The 24,285-nt window shown below is 49.1% G+C and carries 20 protein-coding genes; 10 read left to right on the top strand and 10 right to left on the bottom strand.

The annotated features are described in order from the left end of the window. Positions 1-81: 81 nt before the first annotated feature. The 5 genes from ACTHPG_RS04740 to ACTHPG_RS04720 form a co-directional block, all read right to left on the bottom strand. Complete coding sequence (locus ACTHPG_RS04740; protein WP_440387981.1) at positions 82-1,113, bottom strand: acetyl-CoA carboxylase carboxyltransferase subunit alpha; 1,032 nt, start codon at positions 1,111-1,113, stop codon at positions 82-84. Continuing rightward, on the bottom strand, positions 1,114-2,007 hold the full coding sequence (gene accD, locus ACTHPG_RS04735) for an acetyl-CoA carboxylase, carboxyltransferase subunit beta (RefSeq protein WP_440387980.1): 894 nt from the start codon (positions 2,005-2,007) through the stop codon (positions 1,114-1,116). Positions 2,008-2,412: 405 nt separating this feature from the next. Then, positions 2,413-2,601 (bottom strand): hypothetical protein, encoded by a 189-nt coding sequence (locus tag ACTHPG_RS04730; RefSeq protein ID WP_017689496.1) that lies wholly within the window; start codon positions 2,599-2,601, stop codon positions 2,413-2,415. A gap of 281 nt (positions 2,602-2,882) precedes the next feature. After that, complete coding sequence (locus ACTHPG_RS04725) at positions 2,883-3,374, bottom strand: phosphatidylglycerophosphatase A family protein (RefSeq protein ID WP_440387977.1); 492 nt, start codon at positions 3,372-3,374, stop codon at positions 2,883-2,885. Between the two features lie 201 nt (positions 3,375-3,575). Beyond that, positions 3,576-7,715: a DNA polymerase III subunit alpha gene (locus tag ACTHPG_RS04720; RefSeq protein WP_440387976.1), complete on the bottom strand. Its 4,140-nt coding sequence runs from the start codon at positions 7,713-7,715 to the stop codon at positions 3,576-3,578. 230 nt (positions 7,716-7,945) lie between these two features. On the opposite strand from ACTHPG_RS04720, the gene ACTHPG_RS04715 reads away from it, so the two are divergent. The 3 genes from ACTHPG_RS04715 (at position 7,946) to ACTHPG_RS04705 (ending at position 9,209) form a co-directional block, all read left to right on the top strand. Then, a complete protein-coding gene (locus ACTHPG_RS04715) occupies positions 7,946-8,275 on the top strand; it encodes a YtrH family sporulation protein (RefSeq protein WP_026081169.1) in 330 nt (109 codons plus the stop codon). Positions 8,276-8,296: 21 nt separating this feature from the next. Continuing rightward, the gene (locus ACTHPG_RS04710) at positions 8,297-8,785 is read left to right on the top strand and encodes a hypothetical protein (RefSeq protein ID WP_017689500.1); all 489 of its coding nucleotides are present in this window, start codon (positions 8,297-8,299) and stop codon (positions 8,783-8,785) included. Positions 8,786-8,867: 82 nt separating this feature from the next. After that, on the top strand, positions 8,868-9,209 hold the full coding sequence (locus ACTHPG_RS04705) for a YtpI family protein (RefSeq protein ID WP_440387974.1): 342 nt from the start codon (positions 8,868-8,870) through the stop codon (positions 9,207-9,209). A 143-nt stretch (positions 9,210-9,352) separates the two neighbouring features. Here ACTHPG_RS04705 and ACTHPG_RS04700 read toward each other — a convergent pair whose 3' ends face one another. The 3 genes from ACTHPG_RS04700 to ACTHPG_RS04690 form a co-directional block, all read right to left on the bottom strand. Further along, positions 9,353-10,687, bottom strand: a complete 1,335-nt coding sequence (locus tag ACTHPG_RS04700) for a DRTGG domain-containing protein (protein ID WP_440387973.1) — start codon at positions 10,685-10,687, stop codon at positions 9,353-9,355. A gap of 245 nt (positions 10,688-10,932) precedes the next feature. Then, the gene (locus ACTHPG_RS04695) at positions 10,933-11,217 is read right to left on the bottom strand and encodes a hypothetical protein (RefSeq protein ID WP_278299293.1); all 285 of its coding nucleotides are present in this window, start codon (positions 11,215-11,217) and stop codon (positions 10,933-10,935) included. Positions 11,218-11,367: 150 nt separating this feature from the next. Then, positions 11,368-11,715 (bottom strand): YlbF family regulator, encoded by a 348-nt coding sequence (locus ACTHPG_RS04690; protein ID WP_036609862.1) that lies wholly within the window; start codon positions 11,713-11,715, stop codon positions 11,368-11,370. A 236-nt stretch (positions 11,716-11,951) separates the two neighbouring features. Here ACTHPG_RS04690 and ACTHPG_RS04685 point away from each other — a divergent pair, with 236 nt between their 5' ends. From ACTHPG_RS04685 to ACTHPG_RS04665, 5 genes are read left to right on the top strand one after another with little or no spacing between them, the layout of a single operon-like run. Next, positions 11,952-13,319, top strand: a complete 1,368-nt coding sequence (locus ACTHPG_RS04685; protein ID WP_440387972.1) for a YheC/YheD family endospore coat-associated protein — start codon at positions 11,952-11,954, stop codon at positions 13,317-13,319. Between the two features lie 32 nt (positions 13,320-13,351). Then, positions 13,352-14,542 carry a YheC/YheD family endospore coat-associated protein gene (locus tag ACTHPG_RS04680; RefSeq protein WP_440387971.1) on the top strand — a complete coding sequence of 397 codons (1,191 nt, stop codon included), beginning with the start codon at positions 13,352-13,354 and terminating at the stop codon, positions 14,540-14,542. 60 nt (positions 14,543-14,602) lie between these two features. Then, on the top strand, positions 14,603-15,976 hold the full coding sequence (locus ACTHPG_RS04675) for a YheC/YheD family endospore coat-associated protein (protein WP_339240983.1): 1,374 nt from the start codon (positions 14,603-14,605) through the stop codon (positions 15,974-15,976). Beyond that, positions 15,976-17,082, top strand: a complete 1,107-nt coding sequence (locus ACTHPG_RS04670; RefSeq protein WP_440387969.1) for a YheC/YheD family endospore coat-associated protein — start codon at positions 15,976-15,978, stop codon at positions 17,080-17,082. Before ACTHPG_RS04675 ends, ACTHPG_RS04670 begins: the two co-directional genes overlap by 1 nt. Positions 17,083-17,117: 35 nt before the next feature. Further along, positions 17,118-18,296 (top strand): YheC/YheD family endospore coat-associated protein, encoded by a 1,179-nt coding sequence (locus tag ACTHPG_RS04665; protein ID WP_440387968.1) that lies wholly within the window; start codon positions 17,118-17,120, stop codon positions 18,294-18,296. 93 nt (positions 18,297-18,389) lie between these two features. Here ACTHPG_RS04665 and ACTHPG_RS04660 read toward each other — a convergent pair whose 3' ends face one another. Next, positions 18,390-19,076: an HAD family hydrolase gene (locus ACTHPG_RS04660; RefSeq protein ID WP_278295967.1), complete on the bottom strand. Its 687-nt coding sequence runs from the start codon at positions 19,074-19,076 to the stop codon at positions 18,390-18,392. Positions 19,077-19,368: 292 nt separating this feature from the next. Between ACTHPG_RS04660 and ACTHPG_RS04655 the strand changes: the two genes are divergently transcribed. Further along, positions 19,369-21,087: a methyl-accepting chemotaxis protein gene (locus tag ACTHPG_RS04655; RefSeq protein ID WP_440387967.1), complete on the top strand. Its 1,719-nt coding sequence runs from the start codon at positions 19,369-19,371 to the stop codon at positions 21,085-21,087. Between the two features lie 180 nt (positions 21,088-21,267). Here the strand turns inward: ACTHPG_RS04655 and ACTHPG_RS04650 are convergent, their stop codons facing one another. Next, on the bottom strand, positions 21,268-22,239 hold the full coding sequence (locus ACTHPG_RS04650; protein WP_440387965.1) for a Gfo/Idh/MocA family protein: 972 nt from the start codon (positions 22,237-22,239) through the stop codon (positions 21,268-21,270). 410 nt (positions 22,240-22,649) lie between these two features. On the opposite strand from ACTHPG_RS04650, the gene ACTHPG_RS04645 reads away from it, so the two are divergent. Beyond that, entirely contained in the window at positions 22,650-24,281 is a 1,632-nt protein-coding gene (locus ACTHPG_RS04645) for a thiamine pyrophosphate-binding protein (RefSeq protein WP_440387964.1), read from the top strand. Positions 24,282-24,285 lie beyond the last annotated feature (4 nt).

Below are 24,285 nucleotides of genomic sequence, written 5' to 3'. Positions count from 1 at the left end.
GTATTACTCTTTATCTATTTTTCTTTTTCCAACTATTAAATTTACTATACTTTTGCTCATTTGTATAGGAAATTCGTCACATTATTCAGCATTTCCCGACAAATTACTCGCCACATCGACTTCTACAAGCTCTGGAGAAGCTTCAATGGATGCTTGAGGTTCAAACGTGACCGATCCAATTTTACGGAATTTCTCATAACGATCCTGTTTCAGCTGATCCGCGCTCCAACCCTTCATCTCATCAAGATGACGGACCAAAGCCTCACTAATGAAAGAAGCAGACGCTTCATAATCCCGATGAGCACCGCCGCGTGGCTCAGGGACAATCTCTTCAATGACTTCCATCTCCAGCAGGTCTTTGGCTGTTATTTTCATCGCTTCAGCCGCCTGATCTGCTTTGGATGCGTCCTTCCAGAGAATTGAAGCAGCCCCGTTCGGAGAGATCGCAGAATAGATCGCATGTTCCAGCATCAACACACGATTACCCACAGCCATAGCGAGGGCACCGCCGCTTCCACCTTCGCCGATGACCACAACAATAACAGGAACCGAAAGCTTCGCCATTTCCATCAGGTTACGGGCAATAGCTTCCGATTGACCTCTCTCTTCTGCAGTATTACCCGGATACGCCCCTTTAGTATCAATAAATGTAATAATAGGGCGGCCAAATTTGTTCGCTTGTTTCATCAGACGAAGTCCTTTTCGGAAACCTTCCGGATGAGCGCTGCCGAAAAAGCGGGCAATATTATCCTTCGTATCTTTCCCACGCTGTTGTCCGATTACCGTTACTGTCTTTCCATTCAACTTGGCAAGCCCGCCAACAACCGCAAGATCGTCTCCGAACATGCGATCACCGTGAAGCTCAATGAAATCCGTAAAAATCAACTGGATCAGATCCAGCGCCGTTGGGCGCTGTTGGTGCCGGGCCAGATGCATTTTCTGTGCTGCCGTTATGCCAGTGTAGATCTCTTCTTCAAGTCTATGGTAACGTTCTTCCAGGCGGGCAATCTCGTCAGTGAAGTCGATCCCTTTTTCCTGTCCAAACTGTACGAGTTCATCAATCTTTTTGCGCATCTCAACCAGAGGCGCTTCATATGGCAACTCACCCGCCATTTAGACCCCTCCTTTTTCACTATGCATATCCAGAAGCTTGCCAAGAGTGGCCCGAAGTTCCTTACGGTGCACAACCATGTCCAGCTGACCGTGTTGCATATTAAATTCAGCCGTCTGGAAATCATCAGGTAACTTCTGACGGATGGTCTGCTCGATAACGATTCTGCCGGCAAAACCAAATACAGCGCCAGGTTCGGCAATATTGATATCGCCCAGGCTCGCAAAACTTGCCGAGACTCCACCTGTCGTCGGGTCTGTAATGACCGAGATGTACAGCCCGCCCTGTTCATCCAAACGGGATAAAGCTGCGCTTGTTTTGGCCATTTGCATGAGGCTGAGAATACTCTCCTGCATCCGGGCACCACCTGATGTGGAGAAAATAATCAATGGCAACCGTTTTTCTGTTGCATGCTCAATGGCACGGGTAATTTTCTCTCCTACAACAGAACCCATGCTGCCTGTGAAGAAATCAAAACTCATGACAGCCACAACTACAGGCAGGCCCTCAATGGTTCCTTCCCCTGTAATTACCGCTTCCTTGAGGCCCGATTTCAGGCGCTGTTGTTCCAATTTGTTGCTATATCCAGGAAAGCCAAGTGGATCAACCGATATCATATCCGCGTCAAACTCAACAAATCCTTGATCATCAAGTACCATTGCAATGCGCTCCATAGCATTAAGACGCATATGGTAACCGCAGGCAGGACATACTTTCAGATTTTTCTCCAATTCCTTGCTATATTGAATGGTGCCGCATTTGCTGCACTTGTTCATAAGCCCTTCAGGTATTTCACGTTTTGGGCGTTCTGGGACTTCCTGGCCTTCGCCGGGAAGTGCACGCTCGGAAGGTATGGTAGCGTACTTCCGTTTCTTCTGGAATATATCTTTGAACACAACTACACCTCTCCAGCCGTTGATTTGATGGCCGCAACCTGCAGTGCGCTGCTTGGGGCAGCTTCATCCGCGTGCTACGGTAAACCGCTTACGACCCACACGCTGCCATGGGCCTTGTCCAGCATTCACAACAAAAAAATCCGCCGGTACAGGGCAAGGATCAGCGGCTTCTGTCAGCACGATTGATATTACCTGCAATAACCGAAAGATTGTTGCGCCGATGTTTGAATCTATCTTGGTAGGGTCTCCGGGAGCAACCAGGTCGGTCCTTGTCCTAACAAAAAAAGAAGGAAGGACAGCAGCATACAATACATGCAAGTCGATTCCTCTCTCCGCTTACGCGATTAGTCCCTTATGTACCGATGGTACTTCTTCATCTGCCAAGGCATGTCGATGTCGAACGAATCAGGAATGCAGAATGGAATTCAGCACTTCCTGGACCTCTTCCAATTCCCCAGAAGGGACGCGAATCTCAAATTGCTGTTTGGATAAACTGATGGGACGGGTCTGTACCAGAAAACCTTCTTCCGAAAGCTTGGTCTTGATCTTGTCCGCAACCTTTGCTGTCGGCGCAATGTAAATCACCGTCCACATGCCTTGTCCGCCCCCTAAGCTAATGTTCAGAGCCCGTATATTGGACTAATGATAACATACCTCACTTTTTTTCTGCAAGAAAGGGTTCGGGACCTTTGGGGAGAATTCGGGATCATGAGGGACATTTGTCCCCCACGACTAACTCATATGGTTGACGAAATCTTCTTGTTCATATCCTTCATCAAGCATCAGCAAGCCTGCCAGGGCAGCCTTAGCCGCCCTTGATAGCTTCATATGAGCCATTGAAGAACACTAGCACAGAAGTATGGTAATGCAGGGGGTTACAGGTCTGAGGGGTATTTTTTGGCTTTGATATTTTTGTGTGCTATCCGGGCAGAAGCGGCAGCGGCTACCCCTGCGACCAAATCATCCAAAAAGACATGAATGGCTGAGGTGTGTTCATTCAAATCATGAATGACACCTATTTTTTCTTTATCCAGATAACCAAAGCTGGTTAAACCGATCATACCATACACATGAGTAATGCCGAGGGCCAGAGTCTCGTCCACTCCATACAGGGATTCATCCGCTTCCATAATAGCCTGTAACGGTTGGGGCAAGAGTTTTTTCTCCGCAAGTTCGTCGAGCGCAATACCGGTATAGAGCGTATATTGCACCTCTCGTTTCTGCAGAACGGATTTCACGCTGGTTACACAGTCGTCCATGGTCAGTTCGGGGTGGTACCCTTTTTGCAGACGGTATACAATTGCTGCGATGGCATCAATCCGTACACCCCGCCGGGCCAGCATGGCTTCTACGATTTCATATGACATATCTCGACCTCCCGCATCAATCCCCCGAGGACCGCGAGGTCCTTCGGTGTTCTCAAGTGTATGCAGCAACCTGTTAAAATGTTCATAAAATGTGCGGATGCTTGAACCCAGGACCCGCACTAAAACAATTAAAAAACCTGTTCAGCTTTTAGCCAAACAGGTCTCATATTATGGAACAAGAACGCCCTAAGGGATAAACTCTTATTTAATTTTGACCGTACCTTCACCCAGCATCTGCTCCATATCGGAGAACAAGGTTGGTGATGGCTTAATACGGTAGGCATCACTCAGCGCAAGCAGCTTCTGTTGCTGCTCATAGAAGAGCACCGTTGCCACAGGTCCGGGATGTTCCTGAAGCAGCTGCTTCAGACGTGCCAAAAGCTCTGGCTTCTCTGCATGCGGAGCAATCTTCACGAACACCCGCTGCTCCACCGCCCGCGGTTCACGGCTCTGCGCCGCGCTGCCAGCCGCCTCAGCGGCACTGCCAGGCCGGGAAGCCGCAGCCGTGGCTGCGCCCTTACCCGCCGCATCGCTGCGCGTCGCTGCCGAGCCTTGGCCCCCGCTGCTACGCGCAGCGGAAGCATCCCCGCCTGCGCTGCTGCGCTGCGCTTCGGCTCCTGCGCCCGCTGGCCGCCGCGGCGAAGCCGATGGCGCCGTGCGCGTAGAGCTGCCGCTGCCGGGCTTGCCGCGCCGGTCACGGCTGCGCAGCTGCTGCTCCAGTGCCGCCTGTGACAACGGCAGCACTTCCTCAGCCAGCAGCTTAAACCCTTCGTCCTGCTGCTGCACTTTGGCACGCACGACGAGCAGTTCACCTTTCCCGACATGCTGCTGGCTACGCCGCCATACTTCGGGAAAGAGAACCACTTCGCAGCGTTCGATCTGGTCTTCCAGCTCCATGAACGCCATGGCCTTGCCCTGTTTCGTCGTAATCGACTTCACAGACACCACCATACCCGCGGCGACGGTCATCGTATCGTCTGCCGCCTCGGTCAGCTCCATGATCCGGTCAGCCCCACTCGATTCCAGCACATCTTCATAGTCATCCAGCGGATGCCCGGAAAGATACAAGCCTAACAACTCTCGCTCCAGCTCCAGTTGCTGCCCTGAGGAATAAGGAGGGATCTCCGGGTATTCAATCTCCCAGTTTGGCGTCTCCACAAAGTCGAACAATTGAATCTGCAGATCCTCACGTTCCTTGCGCCATTTCAACGCGGCTTCAACGGTCTCATCCAGCATCGCCAGCAATTGGGCCCGGTGTCCAGGCAGTGTATCAAAAGCTCCGGCCTGGATCAGCGATTCAATCACACGTTTGTTGCATACGCGCAAATCCACACGACGACAGAAATCGAGCAGACTGTCGAATGGTCTCTTCTGCCGTACGACCATAATGCTTTCCATCGCCTGGGTACCGACATTTTTCACAGCGGCAAGACCGAAGCGTATTGCACCCGTTAATTTTCCCTCGTCCGAATTCCCATTAGATACTGCAACGTTCTTCTCAGCAGAGATCAATTCACCTTGCTCCGCATGCGAAGAAGATACCTCCGGACCCTGATCATTGTTCTCTTCCGTTGAAGTAGCCGCCACCAAGCCCGGTTCCTTCCGGTTGTCGGATGCTTCAGGCATGGATGTTGCGGCTTGCCACTCATATCCGCCACTGTCCTCATCCGGTCCAGGACCAGGGTCATCCGGCAAAGGTGCTTCACCATATTCAGCTTGTCCTGAATGCCCATCATGCTCATGAGCGCGATCATCCATGAAGGAACTTCCGTTACCGTTCGCGGTATGTTCTTCGCCCGCGCTTCCGGTGTCACTCTCTGCATCTGCTCCAGCAGTCTGCTGCGATACATTGCTCTGTTCCTCGGTTCCTGCGCTGACGGACGGCACAAATACAGGTGTAAACAGAATACCGCTCTCATTTACATCCGGCGGAAGCACCTCCATATCCATACGCCGACATTCCACCACGTACTCTGCGACTTTCCGATGACTGCCCATCACGGCTGTCAGCATGGAAGCCATAAAATGAACCGGATAGTGTGCCTTCAAATACGCGGTCTGGAACGCAAGCACACCGTATGCCGCGGCATGAGCGCGCGGGAAGCCATAGTTGGCAAACTTGACGATCATATCATAGACCAGGTCTGCCTCTTCCTCGCTATACCCTTGTTTCAGACTGCCTTGCACAAAGTGTCCCCGCTCCAGATCCAGCACTTCCCGCTTCTTCTTGGAGACCGCTCTGCGAAGCAAATCTGCCTCCCCCAGCGAGAAACCCGCCATCCGGGAGGCAATCTGCATAATCTGTTCCTGGTACACGATGATGCCGTACGTATCTTTCAGGATAGGCTCCAGATCCACATGCGGGTAATCCACTTCGATCTGTCCATGCTTACCCTGAATGTATTTGGATATGAACTCCATTGGACCCGGACGATACAAGGCCAGCACGGAGATCACATCTTCAAATACGCTGGGCTTCAACTCTTTCAACACACGGCGCACCCCGGCAGATTCCAGTTGGAATATGCCCATCGTGTCGCCACGGCCAAGCATCTCATACGTTAATGCATCATCATCAGGAATAACACGGAAGTCCGGAACTTCTCCATGTTCCCCAATCCAGCGTACACACCGCTCAATGATTGAGAGGGTACGCAGACCCAAAAAGTCCATTTTAAGCAACCCGATTGACTCCAGGTTTTCCATGGAATACTGGGTTAACGATGTCCCTTCACTGCCCTCCTGGAGCGGTACCGCATCGGTCAGCGGATCACGGGAGATGACCACTCCCGCTGCATGCGTGGAAGCATGACGTGGCATACCTTCGACCTTCATCGCCATATCCAGCAGTTCACGCGTTTTCGGCTTGGTCTCATACAGCGCCTTCAATTCAGGTGTCGTTTCCATGGCCCGCTCGATGTTAATGCCGAGCTGCGCCGGAATCAGCTTCGCAGCCTTGTCCACTTCGCCATAAGGCACATTCAGTGCTCGTCCGACATCACGTACAGCTGCACGGGCAGCCATCGTTCCGAACGTAATAATCTGGGCGACATGGGCTTTGCCGTATTTATGTGCCACATAATCAATGACCTCATCCCGCCGTTCATCGCTGAAGTCAATATCTATATCCGGCATGGAGATCCGCTCGGGATTCAGGAACCGTTCGAAGAGCAGATTGTATTTCATCGGATCAACATCCGTGATGTGCAACGTGTAGGCTACCAGACTACCTGCCGAGGAGCCCCGGCCTGGTCCAGTAACAATCCCTTGTTTATGCGCATAGGCGATGAAATCCCAGACAATCAGGAAATAATCCGAGAAGCCCATGCTGTCGATTACACCCAGTTCATACGACAAGCGTTGTTCGAGTTCGGATCGAAGCTCCGCATCAGTCCAACGTGCGGACTGCGCGTAACGTTCCTCCATGCCCTCTTCGCACAGTTGACGCAGGTATGCCGAAGGGCTGAGTCCATCGGGAAGTGGTCTGTATTCCGGCAAAATCGATTTGCCGAATTCCAGCTCCAACTCACAGGATTCCGCAATGCGGACGGTATTCGCCAGAGCTTCAGGTACATGAGGAAACAACCGGGCCATCTCTTCTTCACTTTTCAGATAGAGCTGGTTGGTAGCAATTCGGAGCCGATTCTCATCATCCACGGTCTTGCCCGTTCCGATACAGATCAGCACATCCTGAAGTTCGGCATCCCCTTCCGCCAGATAGTGAGCATCATTGGTCGCTACAAGCGGAATTTCAAGTTCAGAAGCCAGTTTGATCAACTGCGGATTCACCCTTTTTTGCTCGGAAAGCCCATGATCCTGAAGTTCCAGATAAAAGTCGGCACCAAAGATATTTTTGTAGCGTAACGCCGCACGTCGCGCTTCTTCTTCTCGTCCATGCAACAGATGCTGTGGTACTTCACCACCCAGACACGCACTGAGGCAGATAATGCCCTCGTGATGGGCAGCCAGACTTTCCATATCTACACGTGGTTTGTAATGAAAACCTTCGAGATGTCCAATCGAGCACAATTTCATCAGATTACGGTAACCTGTCATATTTTTGGCCAGCAGAATCAAATGATGAATCGGTTGATCCTTGCGGCTTCCCCGCTCTTTGCGGGACCCTGCTGTCATATATGCCTCGCAACCTATAATCGGCTTGATACCTCGTTCAACACATGCTTTATAAAAAGGAATTGCACCATACATCACGCCATGGTCGGTCAGCGCAAGTGTCGTCATTCCGAGATCTGCAGCCTTATTCACGAGATCCGGAATACGCGCAGCGCCGTCCAGCAAACTGTACTCGCTGTGAACGTGCAAATGCACAAAAGAACTCATGTTTTTTTCTTCCTTTCGCCGCAGATAGTCGCAGCATCGATCTTCTGATCCGTCTGCTAACCTATCTATCTCATATCTATGAATTAAATAAATAAAAAATGGAGTCTCTTTATTATTCTATTTTATCATAACGTTCGGGGGCACGCCCATACAATAGAAGTACAAGCCGCTCCCCCTGTGACAGACCCAAGACAGGAGGTGTGCTGCTAGGTCTGAAAGGGGTGTTGCCAGTGAGCACATTTTTGTCCAAAGCCATTCTTGATTTCTTTATTGCGTTTGGAATCGTGCTGGGCGGCGCGATGATCGGAGGTATTGGAGCCGTGATTTCTCTTCAGCCTCCGACACAGACGATGCTCGATATTTCCGGAAAAATAAAGATATGGGCGCTCGCAGCCGCTGTCGGCGGCACCATTGATCCCATGCGTGTCATCGAGAGCAATTTCCTGGATGGCAACCTGTCTCCGGCGGTCAAACAAATCCTGTACCTGATCTCTGCTTTTATGGGCGCACATATGGGAACCGAACTGGTGAAGTGGGTGTGCGGCGGAGGCCGGAGCTAATATGATACGGGAACAGCGTTCATGAGAATTCCGCCATTCTCCCGTTACCGCCCGCTGATGCGAATGACCGCTGTATTTGTTCTGGGAATGATCGCTGGATGTGTCGTCTACAACGGTGTATTTCACCTGAGTTACAATGCGTTGTGGCTGAACAATCAGGAGCTGCAGCTTCAGCTGCATCAGAATGAGGAGGATATCAAAACGCTGAAAAAATACAGTAAACGCCAAACCGTTATCAAGGAAATCAAGGTCCGTGCAGAAGAGTCGGATAAGGGGCCAGATGAGGCTTCTTTGAAAGTGATGTTACAGAAGCTCGGTGACGAACTTGAGGTGCTTCGGGGCAGAGATGTATTCAACATCGACGAGTATAGCAAAATGACGCGCATCATGTTGAATCAGAAAGTATACTCGGTCAGGGAAAAGGAGTACACCGTTCAGGTCAAAACGATGCTGGTTATGGAAGGCGTACTTCAAGTTTGGGTACAGATTCGCATGCACGTTCCTGCGTAACAGCAAAAAACTGCCCTTGTCTGCATCTCTCCATGGTACAATAAGGGCAGTAAATGCTTTCCAGAAAAGGAGCTGCGTCTTTGTGTTCATTGATGTACTCAAATATGCTCTAATCGCCATCTTTGCTGTTGCCGTGGTTTTGGCAGCGTTGAACAGCATTCGTTCACACAGAAGCTCGGATGCCACCAGCGCCGGTCTGTACCGTTCATGGACGAATATCTGGATGGGTGGCATGCTTGTCGTGCTTGCACTGATTCTGATGTTTGTCTTCACGGGTTCCACCCTATCGGTGATTGTGGAAGCGCTATTTCTGATTATGGGTGCGTATAACGTATTTGCCGGAATACGTAACCGCAGTTATTATGCCCGGCTTCAACAACGGTCCAGGAATGGATCAGGTAAAACCTCCGGACAATCTGCATGATTCGTTGAAGCTCTATTGTTAGGTCTGCAAAAAGAGAGTACTTCCCTTCATCAAGCGAAGCCAGAACCGCGCGACAGCGCACCAGGCAGAGCTTCTCAATCAGGGAGTACTCTCTTTGTCTATGCCCGAGGTAACTCAACCTGCTAGGCATGGTCAATCGACTGCAGTGTCATTACCGCTTTGCATACCACACTGCCTTCACGGGTAACCACAATGTCCATTTTGCACGTCCGACGGCTGGTTTCCAGAATCACCGGTCGAACCAAAATCTGATCCTCAATCTGTACAGGGCGAACAAAATATGTCGTTACATTATCCACCACATGGTCGTTCCCTGTAACATCCCACGCTGCCCGTCGGCCAGCCTGTGTCATCACATTCAACAGTACACCTTCAGAGATCGTACCCAGATCCGTCGCCATCTGAGGAATGATGAATCCGTGAAATAACAATTCGTTCTGATCACCGCGCTCCTCGGCAAATCCGTTCCAAATCAAATGATCAAACGTCTCTCCCAGTTGTGGCTGCTTCTGTGCATCCCGCATAGCCTGCAGCACTTCCTTGCGTGTGACGGACGCAATCAGTTTGCGGTTCCGATCCACGATTGGCAGAAAATCGATGCCTTCCCAGGTCATAATCTGGGCAGCAGAAGCAAGAGATGTCTGCAATGAGGCCGTAATCGGGCGGCGTATCACACATTTCTCAATACTCTGATCTGCCGTAAGCTCACTGACATCCTTCAGACTCACAATTCCAATGACCCGGTTCCATTCATCCACGACCGGGAAGCGATGTTCACCCGTCTCCGACACCAACATATGGAAATCCGAGACTGAACTGGTGACCTTCAACACCTGAAGACGTGGTTTCTGACCAATGATATCTTCAACAAGCATAATCTTTTTCTTAATCAGCCGGTCGAAGATCGCACGGTTAATCATGGAAGCCACCGTGAATGTATCATGTCTGGAGGAAATAATCGGTAGCCCAAGCTCGTCAGCCATAATTCTTACTTCACGGCTAGTTCCAAAGCCACCCGTTATTAACACGCCCGCTCCCTGTTCGAGGGCAAGTGAGTGAGCATCTTCACGGTTACCCACAATCAGCAGACTTCCAGCGTCAATATAACGGGCCATTGCCTGTTCTTTCATCGCACCGATCACATACTTGTGCAGCGGTTTGGCGAGACCTTCGTTACCACCTAGCACATGGCCTTCCACAATGGTCACAACATCAGCGAAGGTCAACTGTTCCGACATGCCCCGAGGTCTCTTCTCGATCCGCACCGTGCCAATACGTTCCTTGGTCACGACCAGTCCGAAGTTCTCCGCCTCTTTCACCGCACGATAAGCTGTCCCTTCGCTTACACCCAGCTCCCGCGCAAGTCCACGTACCGATATTTTACTGCCTACCTTCAGTTGTTCAATATGTTGAAGTAACTGTTCATGCTTCGTTACGTTCTCTTCCTGACCGTCCAACTGTACCACCCCCGAAGATGCATCTGTACTATACTGTATCTATTATAACACGTCGTTAGGAAAATAACCCCATATCCTATCCCACTCTCAAGGGAATTGCGCCGAATAAATTCTTTCTTCCGATGTGGCTGCTAATCCTTTATATACCAAAAAGACCGGATCCCTTATGTGCAAGGTAATCCGGTCTTTTTCCAGAGGCTGAACCAACAAGGTTGGCCTTGGCGTGCAGAATGTAATTCGACACCTTATACAGACTCGCTCCGCTCCTGCTTGTCCAGCAGTTTCATCTCCCATTGCCGCAGCTTCGCCCGGCGAATGGCTTCCAGTGCACGTTTCTTCTCTTCATCCACACCGAGAATAAAATGCAGATGTGCACCAACGATTAATAAGGAGAACAGCACCCATACGATGCCAAAGATATTAACCCAGTCCATTCCTCCAGCAAAGGAAATCCGCGGCAGTGCAATGACCAGCATCGACAACGCGATAAGCAGATAGATCACATGTTTTGCTTTTTTCAACCTCTTCACTCTTCACAGCTCCTTCGTTCTTGATCGACTCTATATGTCTAGTCTATGAACGATAAGGAGCTATTATGAGAGGTTCAGGAAAAAAACAAGACAACCTTTTGGTACGTGTTCATCTTTCCTAATCAAAAGTGGACATTATGAACTACCTTTTTACGCTTCAGCGCCACCGTACAGATGACCCAGGCTGTCCGCAATAATTTTGTTCACGTCTTCAATGATGACACTGAGACGACGTTCTGCATCAAACAAACGACGGATATTCAGATTCAAGCTCAGTACTTCAAACAGTTTCTCCATTTTCTCCATTTCATCCGGAGCCGGCATATCCCCGCTCATCATACGTTGTTGCAATTCCATTTGTTGATCACGGAAGTTATCCAGCATTGCTTTTGCGTCCGGATCAGCTTCAATCAGCTTCATCGCGGAAGTAATCTCTTCCACCTCGCTGCTTTCTCTCAGTGCTTTGGCCAAATCATTGGCTTTGTCATAAATGTTCACTATTATTCCTCCTCAGATTGGTTTGTTCATCCGTGTTAATACACGCTTTGCTCTCCTGTCAAACAGGGGCGATCTGAAACAGGCCATCAATAACCTGCCTCGAATCAAATGCATTTAATCCATATGGGTCAATCACCAAGGGTTATATGTCCTCATATGATGAAGCACATGCCATGTTCAGATGCCGTTCAACTTCGAGATCAGACATCAAGTTGCCGCCCGGAAGGAGATCCGTGATGTCCACTAAAAAAGTAACGATTCAGGTTACCGGCTCGGGCATCCTGCAGGACGACGTCATCATGCTGGGCGAAGGGGTGCTCAAAGCGCTTAAAATCCCTTCAGGAAGGCCGCTTCAGCTGCAATTTGGCTCTTTCCGCCGCGAAGTCACAGTCATTCCGGTACCAAGGTATGACGGGCTGCGCATCAATCAGACAGTTGCCAGCAAGACCGGTCTCGTTCCACGTTCGGTCCTGAGAGTATCCTATCGTTCAGCCAGCCGTACGCTTCGCCTTGGACCCTACATCAGTGTACTGGTTAGCCAGGATTATCCCGATCAGCCCGATCGGCCCTTTGGCTCCATCACGATGTTCTGTCAAGAACTGGTGAACGCCTGCCGTAAGCAAGGCGCCTATGTATCCTTTTTCACACCGGAGGATATTGGAGCGGTAACGGGTTATATGAAAGGCTGGGTGTATGATGACGGCTGGAAAAAGACTGTTCTGCCTGTAGCAGACGTCGTCAATAACCGGCTAACGTCCCGCAAGCTTGAGAACAAACCTAGCGTACAGCATTTTATGAAAGAAGTAAAATCGCTCTACGGTACGCAAACCTTCAATGAAAAGTTTCTGGACAAAAACGAAGTATTTGACGCACTCAAGTCCATTTCAACGCTTAAACGGGTTCTTCCCGAGTCTCATTTGCTCAAGACTTCCACCATGCTCAAGACGATGTGCAACCGACATCCGGTTGTATTCCTGAAGCCTGTACGCGGTTCTTTGGGCAAAGGGATCATCCGTGTCTCACGTCAGACGGACGGAAGCTTCCTGACTCTCGCAACTGGCGTCGGGGGTACCCGGAAACAAACGTATTCGTCTCTGGATAAACTGTATGCCAGTATGACTGGGAAAATGAAAACAACGCGTTATCAGATCCAACAAGGGCTGACTCTCATTGACAACAGTGGCAGACCCGTGGATTTCCGTGCGCTCGTGCAAAAGAACCGTACAGGTAAATGGAGTGTAACTTCCATCGTCGCACGAATTGCAGGCGGGAGTCACTACGTATCCAATCTGGCACGGGGTGGAAGCCTGAGCACCGTCAAGGATGCCGTTGCCAAAACGCAGTTGTCTGGATCAGCCAAAGCTTCCGCATATGCCGGACTGCACACCGCAGCACTGGATATCGCCAAAGGGATTGAGAGTGCCATCCCTGCTCATTTTGGTGAACTCGGTATTGATCTGGCCCTGGATTCGACTGGGCGCGTATGGCTGCTCGAAGTTAACTCCAAACCATCCAAGAATGATAACACACCACTGAGTGAGAGCAAGATCCGCCCTTCCGTCAAAGCCATGCTCGAATATTCTACGTATCTGGCAGGTTTTTGAAAAGTCATTCCATTGAGGAGAGGTGCAGCAAAATGTTTCCATCATCTCAGATCAAAACACTGGCCATTCTGGTACGTGCAACCGAAGGCTCACCTCCCTTCACGGATGAACTTTTCTGCCGTCGTCTCAGTTTGGGAAGTATGCAATACGCCCTTCAGATTATTGTGATTCCGATATCGGCTGATGCCGCCTACCTCCCTCTTCAATGGGGATTTGCTTATCAGCAAGGGAAGTGGAATTCGGTACCTGTTCCTGCAGTTGATCTCATCATGGATCGTTGTCTTCGCCCTCTCCCAAGGAACGTCAAACAGCAGCTTAAGGAACAGATTCGAACCAACGGCACAGATCAACACCGTTATTGGTCGGCTTCTCTTCCAGGAAAATGGGAGGTACATCGTCTATTGTCCCGAAATCCTGAATTGCGGTCACTACTTGCCCCCACCACCCGGATCGGAGCGCATATTCCTTGGGAAACATGGCTGGACCGTTGGCCAAGTGGATTATTCTTCAAACCGATATCCGGGACTCATGGCAAAAATACCTTTCGCCTGTCTCGGGGATCGACTCCATCCACATGGATCATGGAGGGTCGTAACGAGCACAATGAACCCTTTCTTCTAACATTCAACCATACCCAGGCTGTATCTTCCTGGCTGGCATTACAACAGGCTGGGCGCAAGATGATCGTGCAGCCATATCTGGAGCTTAGCCATCATGGAAGAGCATTCGACATACGGGCACTGATGCAAAAGAATGGGCAAGGTCGCTGGACGCTTACCGGATGTATGGTACGAGAAGGACCCGAAGGTTCACTCACGTCCAATCTTCACGGTGGGGGTAGTGCCTATCCGGCTCAAGCATATCTGCTCCAGCGATATGGAACGACCCGTACAGAAACTCTGCTGAAGAACATCCGGCAGACTGCTACTCTTATCCCCACCCTGCTGGAGAGCCGTTTCGGCAGGTTAGCCGAATTGGGGCTTGATTTCGGAGCAGATGCAGAGGGCCAACTCTGGCTAATTGAAGTCAACTCCAAACCAGGCCGCACCTCATTCGCAGAAGCGGGCGACCGACGCATGCATATCCTGACTTATACCCGGCCGCTTGCCTATGCCCGTTATCTGTTGCAACAACATGTTCTCACGGACGTCATTCGTCCAATGAAATTGCCGAATACATCCAGCAAAGCTGGCCTGAAACCCATCCCGATTCACGGCGGCTGAGGCCCGCAGTGCCCGCTTGCCATGGAGCCCAAGGATCTTTTCAGGATAGGAGGATAAATCATGAGTTTGACCTTTTGCAATCTGCATTTCACCAAGCAACCGGATAAAGTGGTTTATGTATCCAACGCTTTAATGAAGAGCCTCAACCTGTCCGGCAAAAAAACGGTGAACCTTCGCTTCGGGCGTGACCGGGTACCTGCAACGATCAAACCAATCAAAAAAGCAGGTAAACATCTGTATCTCGCTTCAGGTATCCGTAACATGATGAACGTTCCCAAACGGGGCAGTATTTATCTCCGTAATTTGCAAAATGATGAGGTTCAGTTAGGTCCGCTGATCGGCGTACTCTCTGATGGGCCTGCGACGAGCACTAATCCATTCGGTTCCCGTACTGGTTTCATCAAACAGTTACTCCGTGAAGGCAGCCGGAAATCCTATATTTATGCCTTTACTCCCCGGGATATCAATTGGCAAAATGAAACGGTGTCCGGCTTTTTTCTGAATGAAAACGGAAGCTTCACACGCAAAACGGTACCCCTGCCCGATGTTGTCTACAACCGGTTACCGAGCCGTCGTTCCGATTTTTCACCCGCCATTAACCAACTGCGGGAACGATTTGTTCGTCGGAAAATTCCGTTCTTCAACTGGAGCTTTTTCAACAAATCAGATATCTATACATTGCTGGAGAATGAACCGGTAGCAGGACGTTATATCCCAGAATCCATTACCAATCCATCCGTTGAACAGATGAAGGAAATGTTGGAACGCCATCAGTTCGTCTACTATAAGCCTACTGCAGGAAGTCTGGGGAACGGGATCTACCGCCTGACTTATTCGCCCAAACGCGGATACTTCGCACGTTATCGCAAAAAAGGCGGTAATGCACTCCTGCGTTTTGGGTCCTTCAACAGTCTGATGCGTATGCTTCAGGGAAGACATGGCAAACAACTGCGCGGATACGTTGTTCAGCAGGGAATACGTCTAATCGAGATTGACGAATGTCCAATTGATTTTCGTTTTCACATGCACAAAAATGGTAACAATCAATGGGTTGTTGTCGGGATTGGAGCCAAAAAAGCAGGACGTGGCAGCGTCACAACACACATCAAAAATGGCGGCTCCCTAATGACTCCTGAGCAGGCGCTCAGTCGCAACTTCGGCGATCGTGCGGGAGAAGTTCTTCAGCATGCCAAATCCGTCGCTATTACACTGGCCCAGGCGATTGAAACCCAGCACCAGCATCTGATTGGTGAGATTGGCTTTGATCTGGGCATTGATCAGGAGGAACATGTATGGATGTTCGAAGCGAACGCCAAACCCGGGCGCTCCATTTTCCGTCACCCTTCACTCCGGGTGGAGGGAAAATCGTCGGTGGAGCACATCTTGGAACACTGCCTGTATTTGAGCAAGTTCCGGAAGAAGGAAGAAATTTGATGAGTCTTCATGATGATTTCAAACCTGTCATTGCTGTTTTGACCATGCATGATAATCAGCGCATGTTCAGGGGAAATCATCAAAATTTTCAAGATATTCTGCAGACAGGCGAGAGCATGGGATACGTCGTGTACATTGTGACTGTGCGGGATCTGAACGTGGGTGGTCCTACCGTGAAAGGCTATACGTACAACAAGGGGAGTGGAAAGTGGGTCTCACAACCCTTCCCCCTTCCCCATGTTCTGTACAATCGTATTCCCAATCGGGAAGACGAAGGCAAACCTTCCGTTCAGCGCAAAATTGACGAATGCATGCAATCAGGAATTGAGCTGTATAACCCCTTCTTTTTCAACAAATGGGATCTGTTTGAATGGCTTAAAAAGTCCAAATCAACTCAGCAATTGATCCCTTATACCCGACGGATGCGAAGTGCTTCTTCGCTGGGGGCCGTTCTACGGACGTATCCTTATCTGTACCTTAAACCTGAGAGCGGCAAAGCTGGCAAAGGAATCATGATGCTTAAATATCAGGAAAAAGAACGTCTTCCGTATCGACTTAAAATACAAACTACACGTAAAAGCACGACCTATAAAGCTGCTACACTCGCCAAGTTATGGGCACGAATTCGCAAAGAAACCGGACATACGCCCTATATCATACAACAAGGTATTGAACTGGCATCCTCTCGTAAACGCCCCTTCGATCTGCGTGTTCTTGTACAAAAGAACAGCAAGGGTCAATGGAGCGTGACCGGTGTAGGTGCGAGACTTGCCGGGTCCCGCAGCATTACCACTCATGTGCCGCGCGGCGGAAGCGTAGAAGACCCTGAGAAGCTGCTAACTGAGCTTTTTGGCGAAGAAATGACTACAACCCTGATGAAACGTGTGAAATCCACTTCATTAATGATTGCAAGACAGGTAGAACGGGGATCAGGGTACACACTTGGAGAAATGTCCATGGATCTGGGCATTGATGACCTGGGGGAACTTTGGTTCTTTGAAGCCAATGCAAAGCCTATGAAGTTCGATGAACCACAGATCAGACGACGGTCATTGGAACGTATATTTCACTACAGCGCTTATCTTGCCCGTCAGTCCAAACGATGATAGACAGGAATACTGCAAAAAGAAGGTGATTGTTTGTGTCCTCACCTGTTCTGGGCATTATGACGTTGTACTTAAATGAACATCGCGCTCTTGAAGAACGCACCATCTATCGCAGGATGATTGTTGAAGGGCGCAAGCGGGGACTCGATATCTATGTGTTCACACCAGCTGACGTACACCCCGGCGGCAAACAGATTGAAGCCATGGTTTTTCATGAGGGAAAAGGCTGGTCCAGGGAGTGGCGATCATTCCCGGACCTGATCTTTGATCGCTGCCGGATTCAACGGAACCGCAGGTTCCAGCAATTGCTTGCTTTTCGTGAAAAATATGGGCATCTGCTCTTTCTGAACAGACCTCTGCGCAATAAATGGACCATCCACCAGACTCTCTTGCAAAAGGCCAACTTTCGGGAGCACCTGCCGGAAACCACTTTATTTCAGGATATGTCCGATGTAAATCGGATGCTCAAAGTTTCTTCTCTAGTCTATCTTAAACCCATTAATGGAACAGGCGGACGTGGTATTCTGCGCATTGAACGCGGCAGTAACGAGGCGAATACGGTGCTTGTTCAGGGACGGGATCAGAAACGTCGTATCATCACTCCGCGTAAGGTTCATTTATCACGACTGGGCTCATTGCTCCAGCACTGGAACATGAAAGACAAGTATCTTGTACAAAAGGGGATTCAACTTCAGCTTCCGAATGGACGTGTGCATGATTACCGCATGCTGGTTCAGAAGAATGGTGAAGGACAATGGGAGCTTACCGGATGTGCCGGACGCATGGGTGCTGAAAAAAGCGTAACCTCCAATCTGCATGGCGGCGGCCAGGCAATCGCAATGAACCGACTCATGAAGCAATGGATCGAGGATGACGACCTCCGCGCGGAAATTAACACGACTGCAGAGAAGTTTGGCATTGATGTTGCTACATTTCTGGAAGATACGTACGGGGACTTATGTGAGTTGGCACTGGATTTGGCGATTGACAGAAGCGGACGTATCTACCTGCTTGAAGTCAACCCCAAACCTGCACGTGAAGTATTCGCTCGCATCGGTGAACGGGACATCTATCATAAAGCCATCACGCAACCGCTGGAGTACGCCCTGTGGGTATATCGCAACCAAGCCAGTCGTCCGGTCAAACCAATACGAAACACCCGGCTTGCAAGCAACAGACCATCTGCACTGAAGAAGGCACGCAAAAAGAGATGATCGGTTGATCACCAATAAAAGAGCGCCCAACCCGTGGAACATCGTGGGTTGGGCGCTCTCATATGATTACTCAGATTTTAATCGGCGACTGCCTTACTCTGCTTCATCATACAGACGCAGCAGTTCTGTAAAATCAGAGATGAGCACATCTGAGCCCGCAAGCTCCTCATCACGGCCGAAACCGGCATAGGCACAGCCGATGACCGCCTGACCGTTCATTTTACCAGCCTCCACATCAGAAGAGCGATCCCCTACCATCCATGCGTCCTGAATGCGATGTTTCTCAAGCAGGATCTGCACCAGATTAATCTTGGAGGGTGTTTTGTACTGGCCCGCACTGTATACCCCTTCAAAGAAAGGCATAATCTCGTGTGCAAATGCCACTCCCTTCACATAGTCCTCCAACCCATTACTTGCGACAAAAAGACGCACTCCCTGTTGTTTTAGTGCTTGCAGCGTTTCTTTCACACCCGGATACAATTGGGAACTTCCTTGATCAAGCCCCTCAATCTCCAGTTGGAGCAGCAGTTCGTCTGCACGGCGATGTGCCGCTTCCGATGCCTCAGGCATAACCACTTTCCATATATCTTCGAGCAACATGCCCAAGCTTCCCAGCATGCGTTCCTCGGGTGGAGTTTCTCCTTCAAAATGCCCTTCGGCACGCAATGTATCAAATAGTTGCTGGTAAGCTGGCAACAACAGGGTCTCTGTCTGGAATAGCGTGCCATCCATGTCAAAAATCATCGCTTCCGGTTTGAGCAATACTTTCTCTTTAGTCATGTCCAATGTTCCTTTCGGATTGGGATATGTATGTGTAATTGGAATCGTTCCCTTCCCATGATAAACATAACGTTTGAACGTGTAAACCAACGATTGTATATATCATTAGACCTAACCTTATACACATCGAACCAAACATTATATGATAGTTAAACAAACTATATACAAAATAACTTTCTTTTCGTATAATACTAAAAAATAGTGCTTTAGACACCTAATCTAAAGACCTACAATTATGACATTTCCGCTTTTTTCGACAACTACATATACCCCATAGAGAGGAATAACAAACATGAAAAAGCGTAAGACCTTCAAGATTTTTTATAAGATTGGATTAGGATATCTACTCGTGCTGGCTGTACTGGCTGGTTGCATCCTGCTGATTCAGAACAGCACAAGTCAGCTTCAACGGGAACTGGACTTTCTGGTTGATCATGATATGAGAGTACACGCTCTGACCTATGAACTCGAAAGAAATATGGTAGATATGGAAACAGGCCAACGTGGATACATCATCACGGGTCAGGACAGTTACCTTGCTCCCTACATCCAAGGAAAAGAGAAGCTTAGTACTCTCAGAGATGAACTTGCTGCTTTAATTTCGGACAATCCGGCTCAACTTGCACGCTTGAAAGACATACATACCAATATGGAGAACTGGGTCCAGGTCGCTGGAGAACCTGTAATCGCCCTACGCCAGGCAAATAATACGCAAGCCATTCGAGATTTCTTCGCAGATGATCCGGGTAAACGAGACATGGACCAGATTCGTACTGCCCTCGATACGTTTCGAACCAATGAGCATACGTTAACCGAAAACCGTACAGAAGCGCTGAAGCAAAAAAATGCACTCCTGAACCTGGAACTGTATGGGGCACTTGTCGTTGTCGCCATTATCTCGTTCATCACTGCATTGGTCCTGTCACGTGCCATTGTTAAGAACATCCGTACCGTGAAACAGGCATTGAATGACATCGGTTCTTCCAATGGTGACCTGACACTGAGAATCGCTACGCCAATGAAAGATGAAACTCGTGAACTTGCGGAGGCAGCCAACACAATGCTCGCCGGTTTGCAGCAAATGATGCTGGATGTTCAGAGCAATGCCCTGATTCTGAGTACTGCTTCGGATCGATTGGATAAAGGGGTTGCCGATAGCCATCTTGCTGGAAAAGAGGTTGCCACTGCCATGGAACGTGTCGCTGAAGGGGCTGATGAACAGGTTGCTCTCACGCAAACCATGGTAGCTGCGATGCAGCAATCCCTAACCGGGCTTAAGCGTGTTGCCTCCTCGGCAGGTGACGTGGCAGAACGTGCTGTACGTACCGAATCCATTGCGGTGGATGGTCAACAGCGCATCGATAATGCTGTAGGCAAAATGAGTTCCATTGAGCAATCCTTCCTCTCTGTACAGGAAGCCATTAATGAAATTTCGAAAATGTCTGATCAAGTAATCAACATTGCAGATTCCATGTCGGGTATTGCGAGACAAACGAATCTGCTTGCACTTAACGCCGGAATCGAAGCGGCACGGGCTGGGGAGAATGGACGTGGCTTCGCTGTCGTGGCTTCGGAGATCCGTAATCTTGCAGACCAGAGTGCAACATCAGCCAAAGAGATTACAAGTATCCTGGAGACCGTGGTAGCGGGTGTTCAAAGTACAGTGCAGGTCGTTGATGTGAGCACTCTACATGTCAATGAAGGGTTGCGAACCATTGAGGATGCAGGCAAGGCCTTTTCAACCATTACTCAGCATATTCATAACCTCAGTGGTGAAGTTCTGGAGGTATCTGCTGTTGTCGAGGAGTTAACTTCCGGTAGCGAGTCTGTGATGAAGTCCATTAATGAAGTATCGGCCGTTGTGGAGGATACCGCTTCCGCTACAGAAGAAGTATCTGCGATGACGGAGGAACAACTGGCTTCTCTGCAGGAAATGTCTGACACCTCCAAGCAGTTGAATGAAATGTCCGATGCACTTGATGAATTGGTTAAACGATTTAAGCTTGCTTGATCCGAACCAAGCTATGGATAAAAATATCGATAACGTTATTTCGTATGCATATATCTAAGCAAAGAAGCATCGCAGGCGGCTCACACGAGCTTCTGCGATGCTTCTTTTGTGTTAACGAGAGCAGCTCACGGTAAAGGCATTCAGGTACCTTTATATGAAAAAAAAGGATTCCTCCTATTCTTACCTCAATCGTCCCGTGTTTCGCAGCGCTTCCAACACAACCTGTGCCTGATATCCATCGTTAAAGTCATAAATTTTAGCTGGTTTGCCTTGTATGCGAGCAATGACATGTTTAAGTACAGGCAGTTCACTCGCCGATTCAAGCACTTCCACTGGGGACAGTTGCTGCCCCACCAGGCCACTCTTCAATTCATCCCAATTTTCCAGAGCAATTGTACCTTCCGTGCCGTATACCACCATGGATACACGTTCTTCTCCGGCAAATTGAGAGATGCCGTTTAGCTGAACTCGAGTCCCGTCTTCCAGTTCCAGTGCAGCCTGTACTTCAAGTTCACATTCTCCATTCTCAGGATATTGAACCTGAGTACTGACTACCCGAATGGGGCCAAACACGTTCTGAATCATATGAATCCAGTGAATCCCCACTTCAAGAATAAATCCACCCTGTTCCCGGCTCGTAATCCATGCATTCTGTTGCCATGATCGTGGCCACTGCGGGAATTGCAGAATGAGATCTATTTTGCGAATTGCCCCCACGTTGCCCTGCTCGATCATCTCTTGCAGTTTCAGCACGGAAGGTTCATGAGGCATAGAGAAATGAATGGCGTGAACAACACCCGCCTGCTCCGCTGCATCCAGCATCTCTTTGGCTTCTTCTACACTGTTGGCTAAGGGTTTCTCACAGAACACATGAATTTTGCGCTCTAGTGCCTCCATGACAACTGGATAATGATATTTCGGCGGAACTGCAATATACAGCAGATCAATCTGATGCTCATTCATCAACTGCTTGTAATCCGTATACGTACGAACCCCAGGACGAGAAGCTGCAAAAGATGCCAAACCTTCCTCATTCGCATCGCACACCGCTACAATCTCAATCTGTGTATCCAGCTTCGTATTATCGATCTGATGAACCATATGTAATCCCATTTTACCCAGACCAATCAGAGCCATCTTGATGACTACCATTCTATCCCCTCCCAATTCCTTTCCAGTATAGCAGATAGCGGAGAATTGCGAATGCGATGCATGGATACGAAAAAAATATACCTCTAGCTTTCAAGTCACTGGTAGAGGCTGAAATTCATCATGGTTAGTCATATTTTTACATTATTTGTAACTCGTTATCAATTGGGTAATTCGTTGCAGGGATTTATAACCATTTAATTTCACTTGATCCAGCAACACTTAAAGCGTTACCAACTTAAGAATCAGGAAATAAGACTCACAAAAACAAGTTGACAAAAAACCACAAAAAAAGATACTCTTCCTAATAACAATGAATATTTCCTCTTACAACCTTAGACATTGACTTGCATTCAACAAATGGAATATGCGTGTGGTTCTATTAACCTATTTCATGAAGCGAGGTGTCCCGCGTGAGAACAGTTGCGGACTATTTGGCAGAAACTCTGCGTAATCTAGGCGTTACTCATGTCTTTGGTATTATTGGTAAATCGATCTGTCCTGCTATCCTGAAGATGGTGGATCACGGATTGGAATTCATTCCAGGCCGTCATGAATCCAGCTCAGGATTTGCCGCATCCGGGTATGCTTTACAGACGGGCAAACTCGGTGTTGCCTTTGCCACATCCGGTCCAGGTGGAACCAATCTGATTACTGCTGCAGCCCATGCAAAGGCCAACAATCTGCCCGTACTGTTTATTACGGGTCATCAATCCATTCAGGAACTGGGGCTACCCCAGTGTCAGGACTCCTCTTCCTATCTGGCTGATCTGGCCGAGATGTTCAGGCCTGCTACGCTATTCAGCAAACTGGTTGAACGTGGAGATCACTTCGGCACACTGCTGAATCATGCCCTTTCCATTGCACTCGGCCCTAACAAAGGCCCAGTTCACCTCTGTCTTCCTTTTGACGTACAGACTGAATTGTTATCTCAATGCCGGATTGTCATTCCCGAAACGGAACCTCTCCTTAGCGTATCGAATCTGAATCGCATTCTTCCTCTCATTCAACAATCCAACCGTCCCTTAATTATTGCTGGTAAAGGTGTAAGTCGCGCCAGAGCCCATGATGAATTGCTTCATTTGGCCGAATCGTTCAACATTCCCGTCATTACTACTCCTGGTGGAAAAGGAGCGATTGCGTGGGACCATCCCCTGTACCATGGACCTTGTGGTGTAGGTGGTTTCCCGCATGCAGACGACATGCTGAACCAAAGTGACCTATATATTGTACTTGGTTCACGTCTTAGTGACATGACCATCTGCAATCTGAAGCCTGAGCATCATCCGGCACACCTCATTCAATTTGATGCTGATCCTACGTTTGTGGGCAAGATACTGAGCGCTCAAACCTTACATATCACTGGTGATTTAAAGGACAACCTGCAATATCTACTGGGCACACTAGAAGGCCTGCCTACTCATGTGAGAACCACGCCACCCATAGATTACACGATCCCTTTACCAGATCTCCCCCAACTGTCTCTGGCTTCTGTGCTGGACGGGATGAGTGAAATGCTTCCGTACGAACATAAACTGTTTGTCGATGATGGCAGCCACGGATTCCATGCAGTTCAGCGATATAAAGTCAAGAAACCAGGCAGCTTTGTATTTGACGCGTACTTTGCATGCATGGGTAATGCCATCGGTATGGCGATAGGTGCAAAGGCCGCTTCACCTGAAGAGACTGTCGTATGTATCACCGGAGATGGGTGTTTCATGATGCTGGGGACGGAGATCAATACCGCGGTATGCAACAATCTGAATGTCATTTTCATTGTCGTTAATAACAAACAACTGGACATGGCACTCAAAGGAATGGAAAAAACAACGGGCAGAATCGATGGCACAGTATATGAAGTTCCTATGGATGCAGCCAAATTTGCCGAATCTCTCGGTGCAGTTGCGTTTCGAGCAGAGACCCTTGCTGAGTTCTCATCTGCGCTGAACGCAGCCCAGACGTTGAATCGGGTAACGGTTATAGAGCTTCTGACTGATCGGGACGAGATTCCACCCACGGCTCACCGCACTGTAACTTTGAATTAGGAGG

Source organism: Paenibacillus sp. SAF-068 (assembly GCF_051967555.1).
Taxonomy (GTDB): Bacteria; Bacillota; Bacilli; order Paenibacillales; family Paenibacillaceae; genus Paenibacillus.
Note: the sequence above shows the minus strand (reverse complement) of the source record. Positions and strands in the feature narration are given on the sequence as shown.